Origin of the sequence: Methylobacterium oryzae, from assembly GCF_021398735.1 — a bacterium.
Lineage (GTDB): Bacteria > Pseudomonadota > Alphaproteobacteria > Rhizobiales > Beijerinckiaceae > Methylobacterium.
Map to the genome: position 1 here is coordinate 991456 of NZ_CP090349.1, position 19602 is coordinate 1011057.

Below are 19602 nucleotides of genomic sequence, written 5' to 3' on the forward strand. Positions count from 1 at the left end.
CGGACCGGCAACCCGTCCACGCGATACCGCCATCAGATCCGGAGCCCCGCCATGGCGACGCTGATCCTGTCCTCGGCCGGCGCGGCGGTCGGCACCGCCCTCGGAGGCCCGATCGGCGGCCTGGTCGGGCGCGCGCTCGGCTCCGTCGCGGGCGCGGCCCTCGGCGGCGCCCTGTCGGGGTCCGGGCGGCACGCGCGCTTCGTCGAGGGGCCGCGGCTCGCCGACGTGGCCGGGCTCACCTCCACCGAGGGCGATCCGATCCCGCGGGTCTACGGGCGGGCGCGGATCGGCGGCACCCTGATCTGGGCGACCCGACCGCTGGAGGTCGCCAACACCACCGTCGCCCGCGCGGCCGCGCCCTCCAAGGGCCTGGGCGGGCTCGCGGGCGGCCCGAGGACCGTCACCACCCGCTACAGCTACTTCGCCAACCTCGCGGTCGGCCTGTGCGAGGGCGAGATCGCCTGCGTCCGCCGGATCTGGGCGGACGGGCGGGAGATCGACCAAGCCGGCCTGACCCTGCGGGTCCATACCGGCGGCCCCGGCCAGGAGCCGGACCCGCTGATCGTCGCCAAGGAGGGCGCGGAGAACGCGCCCGCCTATCGCGGCCTCGCCTACGCGGTGTTCGAGAACCTCGCCCTCGCGGCCTTCGGCAACCGCGTCCCGCAATTCGCCTTCGAGGTGATCCGCCCGGTCAACGGCCTGTTCGACCGCGTGCGCGCCGTCGACCTGATCCCCGGCGCCAGCGAGTTCGGCCTCGATCCGGACCGCGTCACCGTCGATCTCGGGCTCGGCCGCACCGAGGCCGCCAACCGGCACCAGCTCCAGCGCGGCACCGACGTGATCGCCTCCCTCGACGCGCTCCAGGCGCTGTGCCCGAATCTGCGCCGGGTCGCCGTGGTGGCGACGTGGTTCGGCACCGACCTGCGGGCGGGATCCTGCCGGGTCGTGCCCAAGGTCGAGGCCGCCGACAAGCGCGCCCGGCCGGAGGATTGGCGCGTCGCCGGGATCGCCCGCGACCGGGCCGAGACGGTCTCGACCCTGCCGGACGGCAGCCCGGCCTACGGCGGCACGCCGGCGGATGCGGGCCTGACCCGGCTGATCGCCGAGCTGGCGCGCCGGGGGCTGGCGGTGTCGCTCTACCCGTTCGTCATGATGGACGTGCCGGCCGGCAACGCGCTCCCCGATCCGCACGCCCCCGGCGCCGCGCAGCCCGCCTATCCCTGGCGCGGCCGCATCACCTGCGATCCGGCCCCGGGCCTTCCGGGGAGCCCGGACGGGACCGCCGCGGCCGACGCGCAGGTCGCGGCCTTCTTCGCGGGTGGCTACCGCGACGCGGTCCTGCACTACGCAGACCTCGCGGCCGGCTGGGCGGCCTCGGGCACGCCCCTCGCGGCCTTCGTGATCGGCAGCGAGCTCGTCGGCCTGACCCGGGTGCGCGGCGCGGCCGGCTACCCGGCGGTGCGGGCCCTGCGCGACCTCGCCGCCGCGCTCCGCGACCGCCTCGGCCCGGCCGTCACCCTGGTCTACGCGGCGGACTGGACCGAGTACGGCGCCCATGTGGGCGACGGCGGCGCCACCGTCCGCTTCCCCCTCGACGACCTGTTCGCCGACCCGAACATCGGCGCCGTCGGGATCGACTGGTACCCGCCCGTCTCCGACTGGCGCGACGACCCGGACCACGCCGACCTCGCGGTGACGGGCGACATCGCCGACCGGGCCTATCTGAAGGCCCGGGGTGCGTCCGGCGAGGCCTTCGACTGGTACTACGCCGACGCGGCCGACCGCGCCGCCCAGGCCCGCCGGCCGATCACCGACGGCGCCGCCGGCAAGCCCTGGATCTACCGGGCCAAGGACCTCGTCGCGTGGTGGTCGAGCCCGCACGTGGAGCGCGACGGCGGCGTCGAGACCCGCACCACCGCCTGGGTGCCGGCCGGCAAGCCGATCTGGCTCACCGAGATCGGCGTTCCGGCGGTGGACAAGGGCACCAACGGCCCCAACGTCTTCCCGGACCCGAAATCGTCCGAGAGCGCCGTCCCGCCGGAATCCCGCGCCCTGCGCGACGAGCTGATCCAGCTCCGCGGGCTGGAGGCCGTGATCGCGCGGTTCGACCCGGCCGTGCCGGGCTTCCGGGAGGCCGACAACCCGGTCTCGCCGGTCTACGGCGGCCGCATGATCGATCCCGACGGGATCTTCGTCTGGGCCTGGGACGCGCGGCCCTTCCCGGCCTTCCCGACGGTGCGGGGCGTCTGGGCCGACGCCGCCAACTGGCGGGTCGGCCACTGGATCACCGGCCGGATCGAGGGCTGCGACCTCGACCTGCTGGTCCAGCGGATCCTCGCGGATTTCGGGTTCGACGCGCCGGTCTCCGTGGAGGCCGCCGCCTATCTCGACGGCTACGTGATCGACCGGCCGCTCACGGCGCGGGGCGCCCTGGAGACCCTGGCGGAGGTCTACGGTCTCGACGTCTCGGCGGTGGCCGGGACCCTGCGGCTGCGCGGTCCCCGGCGCGACCGGCCCGTGATCCTGGCCGAGACCGACCTCGTCCGGCTGTCGGAGGAGCGGCCGGTCCTGCACCAGGTCCGGGCCGAGGAGAGCGCCCTGCCGCGCTCCGTGGAGCTCGGGATCACCGATTCCGAGAGCCCGGATTACCGGCGCGCCGCGGCCTCGGCCGTGCGGCCCGCCGGCCTGCGGCGGCGCGAGACCCGGATCGAGGCGGCGATCGTCACCCGCCGGGAGACCGCCGACGGCTTGGCCGAGGCGCTGCTCGACCGGCTGATCGCGACCCGCGACACCGCGGTGTTCACGCTGAGTCCGCGCCGGGTCGAGCTGGAGCCCGGCGACCTCCTGGCGGTCCCGGCCGACGTGCCCGGCGGCGCGGTCCTGCGCCGGATCGACCGGATCGACGACGCGCCCACGGGCCGCCGGATCGAGGCGAGCGGCGTGCCGCCCCGGGCGGGGCCCGGGCGCGGGCTGCCCCGCGCGATGGCCCGGGCCGAGGTGGCGCCGCCCGCCTTTCCCGGCCCGCCGCTCGCCCTGGCCCTCGACCTGCCGGTCGACCGCGGCGACCCCACGGTCCTTCAATCCTGCGCGGTGGCGGCCGAGCCCTGGCCCGGCGCGGTCGCGATCTGGCGCGCCGCGGGCGACGGGCCGCTCGCCCTGCACCGCCTCGTCGACTACCCGGCCTGCCTCGGGCGCACCCTGTCGGCGCTGCCGCCCGGCCCGCTCTGGCGCATCCAGCGGGGCGCGCATCTCGACGTCGCCCTGCGGCGCGGCGCGACGCTGGCCTCGATCGGGGCGGGCGCGATGCTGGCCGGGGGCAACCTGTTCGCCCTGCTCGGCGCGGACGGGACCGTGGAGTTGCTCGGCGCCGCGTCCGCGGTCCTGACCGGGCCCGACACCTACCGGCTGTCCGGCTTCCTGCGCGGGCTCGCGGGCAGCGAGGCGGCGGCGGGGCGGGTCTGCCCGGCGGGGAGCCTGATCGTGCGCCTCGACGACGGCGCCGTGGCGCCCCTGGTCGACCGGCTGGACGAGGTCGGCCGCGCGTTCCGCTACCGGATCGGGCCGGCGGATCGCGACCCGGCCGACCCGGCCTTCACCGAGATCACCGCCACGGCCGGCGTCGCGGCGCTGACGCCGCTGCGGCCGGTCCACCTGCGGGCGCGGCGCGCGGCGGACGGGGTGCGGCTCTCGTGGATCCGGCGGGCCCGCCGCGACGGCGACGCCTGGGAGCCGGCCGAGATCCCGCTCGACGAGCCGGAAACCTACGCCGTGACGGTGTTCTCGGACGCCGGTACGGCCCTGCGCACGCTCCGGGCCGAGGCCCAGCACTGCCTCTACGCGGACGAGGCGGCCGATTTCGGCGACGCCCAGACGCATCTCGACGTCGCGGTGGCGCAGATCGGTCTCGTCGTCGGGTCCGGACCCGCCTGCCGCGCCCGTATCCCTGTCCGCTCGGCCTGACCGCTCGACCTGACCGCCCGGGAGCCGCCCCATGTCCGACGCCACGCCCCATCTCGGCCTGCCGCTGATCGCCGCGAGCCAGGCGCAGAAGCACGTCACCCACAACGAGGCGCTCGGCCTGCTCGACGCGCTCGTCCAGCTCGCCTGCCTGGACAAGGACCTCGCCGCGCCGCCGCCGGGCCCCGCGGAGGGCGACCGCTACCTCGTGGCCGCCGCCGAGCCCGGGGGCGCCTGGGCGGGGCTCGCGGGCCAGGTGGTGCGCTACGCCGACGGGGTCTGGACCGGCGCCGCGCCGCGGGCCGGCTGGCTCGCCTGGCTGATCGACGAGGTCGACCTCTACGTCTTCGACGGCGCGGCCTGGACGAGCCTCCGCCGCGCGCTGACCGCGCTCCAGAGCGTCGGCCGCCTCGGGATCAACACGGCGGCCGACGCCACCAACCGTCTCGCGGTGAAGTCCGACTCCGCGCTCCTGACCTGGGACGACGCCACGCCGGGCACCGGCGACATGCGGGTCTTCGTCAACCGGAAATCCGCCGCCCGCGACGCCGCCCTGGTCTTCGAGACCGGCTACGCGGCGCGGGCGCTGCTGGGCACCCTCGGGAGCGACGACTTCACCCTGAAGGTCTCGCCCGACGGCGCCGCCTTCGCCACGGCGCTCACCGCCTCGGCCCGGACCGGCGGGATCGACTTCGCCTCGGCGGAGACCGCCCTCGCGGCCGCCCCCACCACCGACCTCGGCGCGGCCGGCACCCGGCGGGTGCTCGTCACCGGCGCGGCCCGGATCGCGAGCTTCGGCGCCGCCGCCGACCGGGAGCGGTTCGTGCGCTTCTCGGGCGCCGCGACCCTGGTCCACGATCCCGAAGTGCTGGTGCTGCCGACCCGCGCCGATCTCGTGACAGCCGCCGACGACACCTGCATCGCCACCTCGGATGCGGCGGGCCGCTGGCGCGTGCGCCACTACCAGCGCGCCGACGGGACGCCGCTGGCGACCGGCGCGCAGGTGCTCGGCGCGAACGGGTCGGTGCGGCTCCCGGGTGGCCTGATCGCGCAATGGGGGCTCGTCACCGCCGCCGAGGCGGATGTCGCGGTGGCGTTCGGCATCGCCTTCCCGGGGAGCTGCCTCGGCGTCTGGGCGCAGCCGGTCGCCGGCGCCGGCGACGCGCTCCACGCCGCGCAGGTCAGCGACGTGGCGGCCACCGGGTTCACGCTCCGCACCCGCCGCGCGACGTCCGGCTCCGTGGCGGGGGTCGGGTCGGTGCCGACCTACTGGCTGGCGCTGGGCGCGTGAGCGCCGCGGATCCGCAGGCGGCGCCTCGCGGCCGCTCTCAGTCCGGAACGGCGTCGAGGGCCCGGAGCATCGCCGGCTCCACGGCCGCGTAGCCCGCGCCGTTGAGGTGGATGCCGTCGTCGGTGAAGTCCCGCCGGAGCGCGCCCGCCTCCGTGGCGAGCGGCGGCCCGTAATCGACGAGGCGGGCCGGGCCCGCCGCGCAGTAGGCGCGCAGCCACCCGTTCAGGGCGCGGATCCGCGCCACCGGCCGCAGCTCGGGGCGCCAGCCCCAGAAGTCGCTCGGCATCACGGTGCCGATCGTGAGCGGCAGCCCGGCCGCGAAGGCCATCCGCCCCATGGCCATGATGTTCCCGGCGATCGCCCGGTCCGGCACCGGGCCGCCGATCTCCGCGATGTCGTTGATCCCGCAGAGCAGATGCACGCCCCGGGCGCCGACCGTGTCCCGCAGGAAGCGCGCCCGGATCTGCACGCTCGTCTCGCCCGGGACGCCCCGGGCCACGAAGCCGTGGCGCGCGAAGGTCTCGGCCCGCACTGCGCCCCAGGCGGCGGTGATCGAGTCGCCGATGAACACGAGCGGCCGGTCCTGTCCGCGTCCCACGCTTCCCTCTCGGCGCCGCCCACGGCGCGGGCCGCCTTAGCCCGGCGCGCCCGGGGAGGCCAGTTTCCGGAGCACGCCCATGCCGCCTCCCGTTCCGGCCGCGCAGGAGCCCTTCGCCGCCGCCTGCCGCCGGCTCGGCCCGCGGCTGATGCGCGATCTCGGCCTGAGCGACGTCCAGGCCGCCGGCCTGCTCGGCAATCTCGGCCACGAGACCGGCGGGTTCCGCCATCTCCAGGAGGTCGCCCCCGCAGTGCCGGGCTCCCGCGGCGGCTGGGGGCTCGCCCAGTGGACCGGGCCCCGGCGCCTCGCCATGGAGGCGTGGTGCCGGGCGCGCGGCCGCGATCCCGCCGACCCCGAGGCGGGCTACGGCTACCTCTGCGCCGAGCTGCGCGGTCCCGAGGCGCCGGCCCTCGTGGCCCTGCGGGCCACCACCACCCTCGCTGCCGCCACCGAGGCGGTCTGGCGCCGCTACGAGCGGCCCGGCGTCGTGGCGCCCGCGCGCCGCCTCGCCTGGGCCCGCCGGGCCCTCGCCGCCCTGCGCGACGGTCCCGCCGCGATGCCGGCTCAGCCGCCGGGCCGGCCCTGACCCGTCGTCACCCGATCCCGAGCCGGCCGGGTCCGCCGCGCGCTGAGAAGGAGTCCCACGATGATGCACCCGATCCGGGCGGCCGTCGCCCTGGCCGTCACCGGCCTGCCGCTCGCCGCCCTCGCCGGGCCGGCCGGCGGTGCCGCGCCCGCCGTTACTCCCGTCGCCGGCCTGCTGCCGTGGGGCGACTGGCTCTCCGGCCTGCTCCAGCCGGTGACGGCCGCCCTCGTTCCGCTCGCCGCCGCCGCCGTCACCGCCGGCATCGCCCGGGTCGCGCCCTGGGCCGCCTCGGTGCTCACCCGCGACCGGATCGAGGCCGCGATCCGCGCCGGGGCCGAGTTCGGCCAGAACGCCGTGGCCGGGGCCGCCCGGGGCCGGACCGTCAGCGCCGATCTCGGCGCCGCGGTGGTGGCCGCCGGCGCCCGGCACGTGCTCGCCACCGCCCCCGCGCACGTCGTGCGGAAGGCGGGCGGCCCCGAGGGCGTGGCCGCGCGGATCTTCCGGGCGCTGCCCCTCGATCCGCAGGCGAGCGCCGCCAACGTCCTCGCCCCGGCGCTCGCGCAGCTGCGCGGGGCGGACAAGCACCCGGCCTGAGGCCGGGCCTCGCCGCTTCGGCGGCGCGGGGGCCGTGAAACAGGGATCGTCACCATGAAGCCCCTCCGCACCGAGGCACGGCAATCCGCGCGCCCCCAGGACGCCGAGGGCGCGGGGGTCGCCCTCGGCGGGCGGCCCCGGACGATCCGCTTCCCGCCCGTCTGGCACGCGTGGTTCGCCCGGCAGTCCGAGCCGCGCCTCGCCGCCCTCGACGAGCTGGTCGACGCGCATCTCGAGCGCCGCGCGCTGCGCCGCTACCTGCGCCGGCTCAAGCACGCGACGGTGCTCGCCTTCGTCGCCGCGGCGGCGGCCGCGCACTGGTTCTCCGACCAGGTCGCGTGGCTCGCCGCGCATATCCCGGCCCTGCGGGCCCTCTGGAAGCTGCTGACGGGAGGGTGAGATGCGCCTGCTCTGGGACAGGGTTCTCGACCGAGCGTGGCTCGGCCTGGCGGCCGCCGCGGCGGTGACGGTCGCCGTCCACGAGGGTGCGGCGGTCGGCCGGCGTGCCTGGACGCTGGGGTCCGGCGGCGTCGCGCAGGCCGCGCCGGCGGGGACCGGCCGGGCCGGGCCGCCGGCCCGCGCCGCGGCCTGCGGTCCCGCCGCAGCGCCGCCACCGTGAGACCGGCTGCGGCGCCTGTGGGAAGCGGCGCGCGGCGTGGAACCGGGCGCCGCCTCGGCCGTCATGTCCGCACGATGCCGCCCGCCACCGAATCGACCGCGAAGGGACTGTCCGGACCGCCGCCGACGACCGCCGGGGGCGACGCACGGTCACGTATTCAGGACGCATTCAGTGCCCTGGGCTCACATCGTCTGCCAATGCGCTACGCCATCGCCCTCGTCGCCATCAGCCTGACCGCCGCGGCCCTCGCCGCGGGCGGCCTCGGCTCCATGGCCGACGACGGGCCGGCCCCCCAGACGGGCGCGGTGTCGAGCCAGCCGCCGCTGCGGATCGAGAGCTGCCTGTCCCCCGCGGACCTGCGCGAGGAGGTCGGCGAGCGCCGGGTGATCCCGCCGGTCGCGGCGATCCGCGCGGCCCGGACAGTGATCCCCCGCGCCGAGATCCAGCGGGCGAGCCTCTGCCGTCACGCGGACGGCCTCGTCTACATGCTCACCGCCTTGCGCCGCGACGGGCATTTCGTGCACGTGATCGTCGACGCGCGCACCGGCACCGTGGCGGGACAGTATTGAGCGGGCGCGGGGACCGTTTCGGAAGGGAGTGAGCCGTGCGTCTGCTGGTCGTGGAGGATGACAAGGACATCAACCGGCAGGTCGTGGCCGCGCTGGAGGAGGCCGGCTACGTCGCCGACAAGGCCTATGACGGCGAGGAGGGCGGCTATCTCGGCGAGAGCGAGCCCTACGACGCCATCATCCTCGACATGGGCCTGCCCAAGGCCGACGGCGTCACCGTGCTGCAGAAGTGGCGCCGGGCCGGCGTGAAGACCCCGGTGATCATCCTCACGGCCCGGGACCGCTGGTCCGACAAGGTCGACGGCTTCGACGCCGGCGCCGACGACTACGTCACCAAGCCCTTCCACATGGAGGAGCTGATGGCCCGGGTGCGCGCCCTGCTGCGCCGCGCCGCCGGCCACGCCACCAGCCAGATCGCCTGCGGGCCGGTGACCCTCGACACCCGCTCCGGCAAGGTCTTCGTCGACGGCGCCCAGGTGAAGCTGACGAGCCACGAGTACCGGCTGCTCTCCTACCTGATGCACCATACCGGCCGGGTGGTCTCCCGCGCCGAACTGACCGAGCACCTCTACGACCAGGATTTCGACCGCGACTCGAACACGATCGAGGTGTTCGTGGGCCGCCTGCGCAAGAAGCTCGCGGTGGACCTGATCCAGACCGTGCGCGGCCTCGGCTACCTCGTGGACCCCAACCAGCCGCCGGCGCGGATGTGAGCGCGGCCGCGCGTTCCGGCACGCTGCCGGCCGTCTTCATGCGCGGCGGCACCAGCAAGGCGCTGATGCTGCACCGCCGGGACGTGCCGGGGGATCTCGCCGCCTGGGAGCCGGCCTTCCTCTCCACCATGGACAGCCCCGACCCGTTCGGGCGGCAGCTCAACGGCATGGGCGGGGGCGTCTCGTCGGTGTCGAAGATCTGCGTGGTGGAGCGCTCCGCGCGGCCGGACGCCGACATCGACTACACCTTCGTGCAGGTCGTGGTCCGGGACGGCCGCATCGACCTCTCGGGCAATTGCGGCAACATGCTCGCCGCCGTGGGGCCGTTCGCGGTCGACGAGGGGCTCGTCGACGTCCCGGACGGCCCGGTGCGGCTGCGGATCTTCAACACTAACACGCGCAAGCTGATCGTGGCGGGCTTCGCGGCCGCGGGCGGCCGCAGCGTCTACCGCGGCGACCTCGCGATCCCCGGCGTCACCGGCACGGGCGCGCCGATCCAGCTCGACTTCTTGGATCCGGGCGGCGCCACGACCGGCCGGCTGCTCCCGACCGGCGCCGTCCGTCAGTGGCTCGACGTGCCGGGCCTCGGCGCGATCGAGGCCTCGCTGATCGACGCCGCCAATGCCTGCGTGTTCGTCCGCGCCGCCGATCTCGGCCTCGCCGGCACCGAGCTGCCCGCCGCCCTGGAGGCCGTGCCGGGCCTCCTCGACCGGCTGGCGCGGATCCGCCGGGCCGGCTCCGTGGCGATGGGCATCGCGCCCGATCTCGAGGCGGCGGCGCGCGTCGTCCACGTGCCCTTCGTCGGCCTCGTGGCGCCGCCGCAGGATTCCGGCAGCCTCTCCGGCGCCACGATCCGCGCCGCCGAGACCGACCTGACCGCCCGGGTCATCTCGAACGGCGTGCCGCACCAGGCGCTGCCGCTCACCGCCACCCTGTGCCTCGCGGTCGCCGCCCGGCTCGAAGGCAGCCTCGTCCACGAGGCCGCGCGCCCCACCGAAGCGGTCCTGCGGGTCGGCATGCCGTCGGGCATCCTCACCGCCGACGCCGCCGTGACCCGCGGGGCCGACGGCTGGCGGGCCGAGCGCGGCGCCTTCTTCCGCACGGCGCGCCCGCTGATGCGCGGCGCGGTGTTCTACGATGCGCCGCCGCACGTCTGAGCGACCGACGCATCCATGATCGACCTCATCGGCCTCTTCTCCCTGCGCCGCCGCTCCATCGCGGTGCGACTCGCCGTGTCGGCGTTCCTGTCGAGCTCCGCGATCCTGCTGATCGCGGCCTGGATCCTCACGACCCTCTACCGCGAGAACACCGAGCGCTCCTTCGACAGCCGGCTCCTCGTCTTCGCCAACAATCTCGCCACCGACCTCGTCTCGCCCAACGACCCCGAGAGCCGGACCTTCTCGCTCGGCGACCCGCGCTTCGACCTGCCCCTGTCCGGCTGGTACTGGCAGGTCGGCAAGCCCGACGCGAAGCCGCGCGACGTGCGCACCTCGCGCTCCCTCGTGGGCGTGCCGCTGCCGGCCGCGACCGATTCCGACGGCAAGGTCGGGGTCGGGCAGATCCGCCAGGGCTACGGCAAGGGGCAGGACGGACGCCTCCTGCGCATCATGGAGCGCGACGTCGATCTCGGCGAGGAGGGCCGCTACACGGTCCGGGTCGCGGGCCCCGCCGACGAGATCGTCAACGACGTCGACCGGTTCCGGAACTCGCTGACCATCACCTTCGGCCTGCTCGGCCTGTCGCTTGCGATCACCACGCTGCTGCAGATCCGCTTCGGCCTCGCGCCCCTCAAGAAGATGCGCGCTGCGCTCGGCGCCGTCCGCCGGGGCGAGGCCGACCGCATCACCGGCACCTATCCCCGCGACATCGCGCCGCTCACCGGCGAGGTGAACCTCCTGATCGAGACCAACCGCGAGATCCTGGAGCGCGCCCGCACCCAGGTGGGCAACCTCGCCCACGCCCTGAAGACGCCGCTCTCGATCATCGTCAACGAGGTCGGGGCCTCCGACGCCCCCGAGGAACTCGCGCAGAAGATCCGCGAGCAGGCCGCGGTGATGCGCGATCAGGTCAACTACCACCTCGACCGGGCCCGCGCCGCGGCGCTCGCCGGCACGCTCGGCACCTCCACGGAGGTCGAGCCGGCGCTCGCCGGCCTCGTGCGCACCTTCGGGAAGATCTACCGGGACAAGGACATCGCCTACGACGTCCACGTCCCGCCGGGCCTGCGCTTCCGCGGCGAGCGCCAGGATTTCGAGGAGATGGTCGGCAACCTCGTCGACAACGCGTCCAAGTGGGCCCACGGGCGGGTGGCGATCCGGGCCGAGGCGGTGAGCAAGGACGATTATCCCCACCTCGTCGTCGCCATCGAGGATGACGGTCCGGGCCTGCCGCCGGAGGCCCGGCAGGCCGTGCTCGGCCGGGGGCGCCGCCTCGACGAATCGAAGCCCGGCTCGGGACTCGGCCTGTCGATCGTGGCCGACCTCGCCGCCCTGTACCGGGGGCGCTTCACCCTGGAGCAGGCGGCGCTCGGCGGCCTGCGCGCGGTGCTGGAGGTGCCGGGGGACCTGCCGGTCGGCACGGCCGCCCACTGAGGTCGTCGGCCGCGCCCGGGCAAATCCGGGCACGTCCGGCCGCGTCCGGGTACGGGCCGGGAGGCGGCGCGCGGCCTCATGGCTCCCGCCCGGGGCCTTGTCATCGCAACAGAGTTGCGTGACACCGAGCCGCCGCCGGGAGGCGTCGTGGCATCACGCCGCCGGCTCCACAGGGCGTGGGGAGGGGCGGGCCGGTGCGGCCCGTTGGCGATAAGGTCCATGACGGCGATCTGGTTCATCCTGGCGGCCATGACCGCGGCGGCCGTGCTCGGCCTGCTCTGGCCGATGTCGCGGCGCGCCGCCGTGCCGACCGGCGAGGCCGGCGGCAGCGGGCTCGCCACCGAGACGGCGTTCTACGAGGATCAGATAGCCGAGATCGACCGCGACCTCGAGCGCGGCCTGATCGCCCCCGACGAGGCCGAGACCGCCAAGGCCGAGGCGGCGCGCCGCCTGCTCCGGTCGAGCCGCGAGGCGCAGCGCGAGGCCGAGGATTCCGGCATCGCCGAGGCCGCGCGCCCGGCCGAGCCGCGCCTGCGCCGCCGGCGCGCCGCCTCGGCCTTCGCGCTCTCCACCATCCCGCTCGTGGCGCTGATCGCCTACGGGCTCTACGGCTCGCCCGAGGTGCCGGCGCAGACCGAGGCCGACCGGCAGGCCGCCCGCGGCGGCGCCGACGAGCTGATGAAGGCGGTCGGGCAGATCGAGGCGCGCCTCGCCCGGGACCCGAACGATGCCCGCGGCTGGGCCGTGCTCGCCCCGGTCTACATGCGCACCGGCCGATTCGACGACGCCGCCCGCGCCTACGGCCACCTCGCGCGGATCAAGGGCGAGACCGCCGACCTCCTGGCCGACCAGGGCGAGGCGCTCACGGCGGCCGGCGACGGCACCGTGTCGCCCGAGGCCAAGGCGCTGTTCGAGAAGGCGCAGGCCAAGGAGCCGAACGCGCCCAAGCCGCGCTTCTACCTCGCCCGCGCGGCCGAGCAGGCCGGCGACACCGGCGAGGCGATCCGCCAGCTCACCGAGCTCGAGGCCAGCAGCCCGCCGAACGCCCCGTGGCTCGGGATCGTCAAGCAGAGCCTCGCCCGCCTCAAGGGCGAGCCGCCCCCGCCCGCGACGCCCCAGGCCGCCCCCGAGATCCCGGCCGAGCAGCAGGCGGCGATTCGCGGCATGGTCGACGGGCTCGACGCCCGCCTCAAGACCGGCGGCGGCACCCCCGACGAGTGGCTGCGGCTCGTCCGGTCCCGGATGGTCCTCGGCGAGCGCGCGCAGGCGACCGATGCTCTGGCCCGCGCGCGCACGGCCCTCGCGGGCGACCCGCAGGGTCTCGCCCAGGTCGAGCAGGGCGCCCGCGCCGTGGGTCTCGGCGCCGAGGGCGCGGCGCCCGCGCCGGCCGAATCGGGCCGGGCGGGACCGGGCGTCCAGGCCGAGAAGGAGGCCGCGATGGCGGCCGTGCGCGCCATGCCGCAGGCGGAGCAGCAGGCGGCGATTCGCGGGATGGTCGAGGGTCTCGACCGGCGCCTCGCCGCGCGGGGCGGCACGCCGGACGAGTGGATGCGGCTCGTGCGTTCCTACAGCGCGCTGGGCGAGCGCGACCAGGCGGTGAAGGCCCTCGATCGCGCCCGGATGGCGCTGGCCGCCAACAGCGAGGCTGTGGCGCGGCTCGACGGTCTCGCCCGGGAGCTGGAGCTCCCCGCCAAGCCCAATCCCTGACCGCCGGGCCTCCGCCAAGCCCGTTCCCCGGCGCCACGAAATCGCGAGCCCGCCTCCGCGGAGCGGTCCGTACGACAATCGGTCCCGACGCCCGCCCTTGACCCGCGGGCGCCTGGAGCCGACACCCTCAAGACTAGAATGAGAACGGTTCCGGTCGAGGCGGGTCTCCGCGCGCCGGACCGCGGGGTGGAAGTATCGTGACGCGTAAGAAACGCCGCCTGATCCTGATCGCCGCCTGCGGCAGCGTCCTGGCGCTCGCCGTGGGGCTGATGCTGTACGCCATGAGCGGCTCGATCGTGTTCTTCCGCTCGCCCACCGACATCGCCAAGCAGGCCATCGCCCCGGGCACGCGGCTGCGGCTCGGCGGGCTGGTGAAGGACGGCTCGCTCAGGCGCGGCCCCGACCAGACGGTCGAATTCGCCGTCACCGACACGAACGAGACCGTCGAGGTCCACTACAAGGGCCTGCTGCCGGACCTGTTCCGGGAAGGGCAGGGCGTGGTCGCCGAGGGCGTGCTGGAGCCGGGCGGGCAGTTCCGCGCCGACACGGTGCTGGCCAAGCACGACGAATCCTACATGCCCCGCGAGGTGGCCGACGCGCTGAAGGCGCAGGGGCGCTGGCAGGAGGGCGGCCCGAACAAGGGCGGCCCGGCGCCGAAGCCCGCCACCGCGGCGGCGGACAGCACCCTCGGTCCCCGCAGCGAGCGGTGAGGGAACCCGCATGATCGTCGAGACCGGCCACTTCGCCCTCGCGCTCGCGCTGGCGATCTCCCTCGTCCAGGTGGTGATGCCGATCTGGGCCGCCCGCTCGGGCGATCCGGCCCTGCGCCAGACCGCCTCTCAGGCGGCGCTCGGCGCCTTCGCCTGCGTGCTCTTCGCCTTCGCGGCGCTCACCTACGCGCACGTCACCTCGGACTTCTCGGTCCAGAACGTCGTCGAGAACTCGCACACGCAGAAGCCGCTGATCTACAAGATCTCCGGCGTCTGGGGGAACCACGAGGGCTCAATGCTCCTCTGGGTCCTGATCCTCACCCTGTTCGGCGCCTGCGTGGCGGCGGCCAAGAACTCGGTGCCGCCGCGGCTGCGGGCCAACACCCTGGCCGTGCAGGGGCTGATCACCTTCGTGTTCGTGCTGTTCATCATCACGACCTCGAACCCGTTCACCCGGGTGATCCCGGCCCCGCTCGAGGGCAACGACCTCAACCCGCTGCTGCAGGATCCGGGTCTCGCGGTCCACCCGCCGCTCCTCTACGTCGGCTATGTCGGCTTCTCGATCAGCTTCGCCTTCGCGGTGGCCGCGCTGATCGACGGGCGGATCGACGCCGTCTGGGCGCGGGCTGTGCGGCCCTGGACCCTCGCCGCGTGGTGCTTCCTGACGCTCGGGATCGCGATGGGCTCCTACTGGGCCTACTACGAGCTCGGCTGGGGCGGCTGGTGGTTCTGGGACCCAGTGGAGAACGCCTCCCTGATGCCGTGGATCGCCGGAACGGCGCTGCTGCACTCCACCGTGGTGATGGAGAAGCGCGACGCCCTGAAGGTCTGGACTGTGCTGCTCGCCATCCTGACCTTCTCGCTCTCGCTGATCGGCACCTTCCTGGTCCGCTCGGGCGTGATCACCTCGGTGCATTCCTTCGCCACCGACCCGACCCGCGGCGTCTTCATCCTGGCGATCCTGATCCTGTTCATCGGCGGCTCGCTGACGCTGTTCGCGTGGCGGGCGCCGCTGCTGCGGCAGGGGGGACTGTTCGCGCCGATCTCCCGCGAGGGCTCGCTCGTCCTCAACAACCTGTTCTTGGTGGCGGCCTGCGCCACCGTGCTGGTCGGCACGCTCTACCCGCTGGTGCTCGAGATGCTGACGGGCGAGAAGATCACGGTCGGTCCGCCCTTCTTCAATTCCACCTTCGTGCCGCTGGCGATCCCGCTGCTGCTGATCGTGCCTATGGGGCAGGCGCTGGCCTGGAAGCGCGGCGACGTGCTCGCCGCCGCCCAGCGCCTGTTCGCCGCGCTGGCGGTCGCCCTGGTGGTCGGCTTCGCGGTGCTGGCGCTGACCTGGGGCGGGCCGGCGCTGGCGCCGGTCGGGATCGGCCTCGGCGCCTACCTGCTGATCGGGTCCGCCCTGGAGATCGTCACCCGCGCCCGCGGCTACGGGGCGAGCCGCGCCCGGTCCCTCGGACAGATCGGCCGCCGCGCCGTCGGCCTGCCGCGCTCGGCCTGGGGCACCGCCATCGCCCATGCCGGGGTCGGCGTGGTGGTGCTGGGCATCGCCGCGCAGGGCTGGGCCACCGAGGGGCTGGCGACCCTCAAGCCCGGGGAGAGCCTGGCGACGGGGCCCTACGTGGCGACCCTGGACCGGGTCGCGCCGCGCAAGGGACCGAACTACGAAGAGGCCGCCGCCTACCTGACGATCCGCACCCGCGGGGGCGACGAGGTCGGGAAGGTCGAGACCGGCAAGCGCTTCTACCCGAGCCGCAAGATGGCCGTGACGGAATCGGGGCTGCTGACCAACGGTGTCAGCCAGGTCTACGCGAGCCTCGGGGAGATCGGGCAGGACGGCGGCGTCGGCCTGCGCCTCTACTACAAGCCGCTGGTCCTGCTGATCTGGCTCGGGGCGGTGGTGATGGCGCTGGGCGGCGGCCTGTCGCTCACGGACCGGCGGATGCGCGTGGGCGTCCCCGCCAAGGCGAAGGCGCGGCCGCTCCCGGTCGCGGTGCCGGCCGAGTGATGGCGCGCCGTTCGCTCCGCCCGGCGCTGGCCGCGCTCGCCCTGCTGGCGTCACTGCCGGCCCTGGCGGTGCAGCCCGACGAGGTGCTGAAGGATCCCGCGCTGGAGCACCGCGCCCGGGAGATCTCGGCCGAACTGCGCTGCCTCGTCTGCCAGAACCAGTCCATCGACGATTCCGACGCGCCGCTCGCCAAGGACCTGCGCCTGATCGTCCGCGAGCGGCTGGAGAAGGGCGACAGCGACACGGCGGTGCTCGACTACGTCGTGGCCCGCTACGGCGAGTTCGTGCTGCTGCGCCCGGTCTTCGCGCTGCACACCCTGCTGCTGTGGCTGACCCCGGTGCTCGCGGTGCTGCTCGGCGGGCTCGGCATCTGGCGTCTCGCCCGCCGCCGCCCGCCCGCGCCGGCCCGGAACCTGTCGGCCGCCGAGCAGGCGGAGGTCGCGGCGCTGCTGCGACGGGAGTAGAATCGCCGCCGGAAGCGATTCGCCCGCCCCGTTCGGCACGAGTCTTGGATCGGGCCTCGCAGACCGCACGATCGGCGACGCGCCCGGGGCAGGACGATGACGGCCGCTACGCTCACCATCTCGAGCCGCAACTACTCCTCGTGGTCCCTGCGGGGCTGGCTGATCTGCCGGATGGCCGGGCTCGACTTCCGGACGGAGGTCCTGTCCGGCACCGACGCCACCACCCGGGCGGAGCTGCTGCACCTGTCGCCCTCGTTCCTGGTGCCCCGCCTGCGCCACGGCGACGTGGTCGTCTGGGACACGCTGGCGATCGCCGAGTATCTCGCCGAGACCTTCCCGGAGGCCGGCTTCCTGCCCGGCAACGTGGCGGAGCGCGCCCATTGCCGGTCGATCTCGGGGGAGATGCATTCCGGCTTCGTCAATCTGCGCTCGGCGCTGCCGATGAACCTGCGCGCCTTCCACCCCGATTTCCGCGTGTTCAACGGTGCCAAGGCCGATATCGAGCGCATCGTCACGATCTTCGACGATTGCCTGGACCGCTACGAGGGGCCGTACCTGTTCGGCGCGCGGCCGTGCCTCGCCGACGCGATGTTCGCCCCGGTCTGCACCCGCTTCCGCACCTACGACGTCGCGCTGCCGCCCCGCGCCGCCGCCTACCGCGACACGATCCTGCACTGGCCGCTGATGGTCGAGTGGGCGGAAGCCGCCGCCGACGAGCCGGACGAGATCGAGGAACTCGAGATGGAGTTCTGACGCGGCCGAGGCTCAGGTCTCGGAAAGCGCCTCCGTCCTTGCGAGCGGAGCGAAGCAATCCAGTCGCGCCACGCTTGCCGAGGTCGCGCTGCCCTGGATTGCTTCGCTCCGCTCGCAAGGACGGAGGGCTCTTAGCGGACGTTCCGGACCCGACGTGGCGGAATGCAATTTCTTGCAGGGCACAAATTTATGTTGCGACGCACGCGACAAATCCTGACTGCCGATCGGATTTGAAAAATCGCGCTGCGGCAACAGGTTAACGAACTAGCTCCGCTCCTCAGGCCTGCGCGTTACAGCTCGACAAACGTCCTTTGTCGCCCGACCGGACAGCGCGATTGATGCCATTCGGCATTTCTGTTCCTCTTCGCATTAGAACAGGAACAGACTGGGCTGGAAACCATGGCGCGTCACGAGCCCTGGAGCGCGGAGCGCGCATCCGGGATCATCGCCGAGCACACCCATCTCGAGGGGGCCACACTGCCGATCCTGCACGCGCTGCAGGAAACCTTCGGCTACGTGGATTCCGGTGCCGTGCCGCTGATCGCGGACGCGCTGAACCTGTCGCGCGCCGAAGTCCACGGCTGCATCACCTTCTACCACGACTTCCGGGTGCACCCCGCCGGCCGCCACGAGGTGAAGCTGTGCCGGGCGGAGGCCTGTCAGGCCATGGGCTCGGACAAGCTGCACCGCGAGATCCTGGGCCGCCTCGGCTGCGGCTGGCACGAGACCACCGCCGACGGCAGCGCCACGGTCGAGCCGGTCTACTGCCTCGGCCTCTGCGCCAACGGCCCCGCCGCGCTGGTGGACGGTGAGCCCGTCGCGCACCTGACCGCCGACGCCCTCGAAGCTGCCCTGACGGAGGTGCGCCAGTGAGCGTCACGCTCTACGTTCCGCGCGACGCCGTCGCCCTCGGGCTCGGCGCCAACAAGGTTGCCCGCGCCCTCTTCGCCGGCGCCGAGCGCCGCGGCCTGGACGTCACCATCGTCCGCACCGGCTCCCGCGGCCTGTTCTGGCTGGAGCCGATGGTCGAGGTCGGCACCCCCGAGGGGCGCGTCGCCTACGGGCCGGTGACGGTCAAGGACGTCGATGCCCTGCTGGATGCCGGCCTGACCGCGGGCGGCGACCACGCCCTGCGCCTCGGCGATCCGGAGAAGATCCCCTACCTCGCCCGGCAGCAGCGCCTGACCTTCCACCGCTGCGGCGTGGTCGACCCGGTCTCCGTGGACGATTACCGGGCCCATGGCGGCTACCGCGGCCTCGAGGCCGCCCTGAAGCTCGATGCCGAGGGCATCGTGGCGGCGGTGCGCGATTCCGGCCTGCGCGGCCGGGGCGGTGCCGGCTTCCCGGCCGGCATCAAGTGGAACACCGTGATGCTCGCCAAGGCGGACCAGAAATACGTGGTCTGCAACGCCGACGAGGGCGATTCCGGGACCTTCGCAGACCGGATGATGATGGAGGGCGACCCCTTCAACCTCATCGAGGGCATGACCATCGCGGGCGTCGCGACCGGCGCCACCCGCGGTTACATCTACCTCCGCTCCGAGTACCCGCAGGCCTTCGCCACCCTGAAGGAGGCGATCGCCAACGGCGTGACGGCCGGCGTGCTCGGCGACAACATCCTGGGCTCGGGCAAGACCTTCCACCTGGAAGTGCGCCTCGGCGCCGGCGCCTATATCTGCGGCGAGGAGACCTCGCTTCTGGAGAGCCTGGAGGGCAAGCGCGGCATCGTGCGGGCGAAGCCGCCGATCCCGGCGCTCAAGGGCTTCCTGGGCAAGCCGACGCTGGTCAACAACGTCATGACCTTCACGGCCGTGCCGTGGATCCTGGAGAACGGGGCCAAGGCCTACGCCGATTACGGCATGGGGCGGTCGCTCGGCACCCTGCCGATCCAGCTCGCCGGCAACGTCAAGCACGGCGGCCTGATCGAGATGGCCTTCGGCATCACTCTCCGGCAGGTGATCGAGGATTTCGGCGGCGGCACCCGTTCGGGCCGGCCGGTCCGGGCCGTGCAGGTCGGCGGGCCGCTCGGGGCCTACTTCCCCGACCATCTCCTCGACACGCCCCTCGACTACGAGGCGATGGCGGCCAAGAAGGGCCTCGTCGGCCACGGCGGCATCGTGGTGTTCGACGACACCGTCGACATGGCCTCCCAGGCTCGCTTCGCCTTCGAGTTCTGCGCCACCGAGTCGTGCGGCAAGTGCACCCCCTGCCGCATCGGCGCGACCCGCGGCGTCGAGACCATGGACAAGGTGATCGCCGGCATCCGGCCGGACGCGAATCTCAAGCTGGTCGAGGACCTCTGCGAGGTCATGACCGACGGGTCGCTCTGCGCCATGGGCGGGCTGACGCCCATGCCGGTGATGAGCGCGATCACCCATTTCCCCGAGGATTTCAGGCGCGCCGGCGATCTGCCGGCCGCGGCCGAGTGAGGAGACGTCG

The 19602-nt window shown here is 74.3% G+C and carries 18 protein-coding genes; 17 read left to right on the plus strand and 1 reads right to left on the minus strand.

Annotated features, from left to right (window positions below; genetic code table 11):
- Positions 1-51: 51 nt before the first annotated feature.
- Positions 52-3960 (plus strand): baseplate multidomain protein megatron, encoded by a 3909-nt coding sequence (locus LXM90_RS04735; protein WP_234081921.1) that lies wholly within the window; start codon positions 52-54, stop codon positions 3958-3960.
- A 31-nt stretch (positions 3961-3991) separates the two neighbouring features.
- Complete coding sequence (locus tag LXM90_RS04740; protein WP_234081922.1) at positions 3992-5248, plus strand: DUF2793 domain-containing protein; 1257 nt, start codon at positions 3992-3994, stop codon at positions 5246-5248.
- A 37-nt stretch (positions 5249-5285) separates the two neighbouring features.
- Here LXM90_RS04740 and LXM90_RS04745 read toward each other — a convergent pair whose 3' ends face one another.
- Entirely contained in the window at positions 5286-5846 is a 561-nt protein-coding gene (locus LXM90_RS04745; protein ID WP_234081924.1) for a GDSL-type esterase/lipase family protein, read from the minus strand.
- 79 nt (positions 5847-5925) lie between these two features.
- Here LXM90_RS04745 and LXM90_RS04750 point away from each other — a divergent pair, with 79 nt between their 5' ends.
- The 15 genes from LXM90_RS04750 (at position 5926) to LXM90_RS04820 (ending at position 19592) form a co-directional block, all read left to right on the plus strand.
- Entirely contained in the window at positions 5926-6432 is a 507-nt protein-coding gene (locus LXM90_RS04750) for a phage tail tip lysozyme (RefSeq protein WP_234081925.1), read from the plus strand.
- 60 nt (positions 6433-6492) lie between these two features.
- Entirely contained in the window at positions 6493-7026 is a 534-nt protein-coding gene (locus LXM90_RS04755; protein WP_049961863.1) for a hypothetical protein, read from the plus strand.
- Positions 7027-7080: 54 nt separating this feature from the next.
- Positions 7081-7425, plus strand: a complete 345-nt coding sequence (locus LXM90_RS04760) for a hypothetical protein (protein WP_234081927.1) — start codon at positions 7081-7083, stop codon at positions 7423-7425.
- 1 nt (position 7426) lies between these two features.
- Positions 7427-7645, plus strand: coding sequence for a hypothetical protein (locus LXM90_RS04765; RefSeq protein ID WP_234081929.1), 219 nt, complete (start codon positions 7427-7429; stop codon positions 7643-7645).
- 197 nt (positions 7646-7842) lie between these two features.
- Entirely contained in the window at positions 7843-8214 is a 372-nt protein-coding gene (locus LXM90_RS04770; protein ID WP_020090901.1) for a PepSY domain-containing protein, read from the plus strand.
- A 35-nt stretch (positions 8215-8249) separates the two neighbouring features.
- Complete coding sequence (locus LXM90_RS04775) at positions 8250-8927, plus strand: response regulator transcription factor (RefSeq protein ID WP_012321897.1); 678 nt, start codon at positions 8250-8252, stop codon at positions 8925-8927.
- Positions 8924-10084: a 2-methylaconitate cis-trans isomerase PrpF family protein gene (locus LXM90_RS04780; RefSeq protein WP_234081930.1), complete on the plus strand. Its 1161-nt coding sequence runs from the start codon at positions 8924-8926 to the stop codon at positions 10082-10084. Before LXM90_RS04775 ends, LXM90_RS04780 begins: the two co-directional genes overlap by 4 nt.
- 15 nt (positions 10085-10099) lie before the next feature.
- A complete protein-coding gene (locus LXM90_RS04785; RefSeq protein WP_020090899.1) occupies positions 10100-11518 on the plus strand; it encodes a sensor histidine kinase in 1419 nt (472 codons plus the stop codon).
- A gap of 219 nt (positions 11519-11737) precedes the next feature.
- On the plus strand, positions 11738-13225 hold the full coding sequence (ccmI, locus tag LXM90_RS04790; protein WP_234081931.1) for a c-type cytochrome biogenesis protein CcmI: 1488 nt from the start codon (positions 11738-11740) through the stop codon (positions 13223-13225).
- Positions 13226-13422: 197 nt separating this feature from the next.
- Positions 13423-13935, plus strand: a complete 513-nt coding sequence (ccmE, locus tag LXM90_RS04795; protein WP_234081933.1) for a cytochrome c maturation protein CcmE — start codon at positions 13423-13425, stop codon at positions 13933-13935.
- A 10-nt stretch (positions 13936-13945) separates the two neighbouring features.
- The gene (locus LXM90_RS04800; RefSeq protein WP_234081935.1) at positions 13946-15946 is read left to right on the plus strand and encodes a heme lyase CcmF/NrfE family subunit; all 2001 of its coding nucleotides are present in this window, start codon (positions 13946-13948) and stop codon (positions 15944-15946) included.
- Positions 15946-16410, plus strand: a complete 465-nt coding sequence (locus LXM90_RS04805) for a cytochrome c-type biogenesis protein (protein ID WP_020090895.1) — start codon at positions 15946-15948, stop codon at positions 16408-16410. Before LXM90_RS04800 ends, LXM90_RS04805 begins: the two co-directional genes overlap by 1 nt.
- Positions 16411-16506: 96 nt before the next feature.
- The gene (locus tag LXM90_RS04810; RefSeq protein WP_020090894.1) at positions 16507-17163 is read left to right on the plus strand and encodes a glutathione S-transferase family protein; all 657 of its coding nucleotides are present in this window, start codon (positions 16507-16509) and stop codon (positions 17161-17163) included.
- A 399-nt stretch (positions 17164-17562) separates the two neighbouring features.
- Positions 17563-18036, plus strand: coding sequence for a formate dehydrogenase subunit gamma (locus LXM90_RS04815; protein ID WP_063110363.1), 474 nt, complete (start codon positions 17563-17565; stop codon positions 18034-18036).
- The gene (locus LXM90_RS04820) at positions 18033-19592 is read left to right on the plus strand and encodes a formate dehydrogenase beta subunit (RefSeq protein WP_234081938.1); all 1560 of its coding nucleotides are present in this window, start codon (positions 18033-18035) and stop codon (positions 19590-19592) included. The genes LXM90_RS04815 and LXM90_RS04820 overlap by 4 nt, the downstream gene beginning before the upstream one ends.
- The last annotated feature ends 10 nt before the right edge of the window (positions 19593-19602 follow it).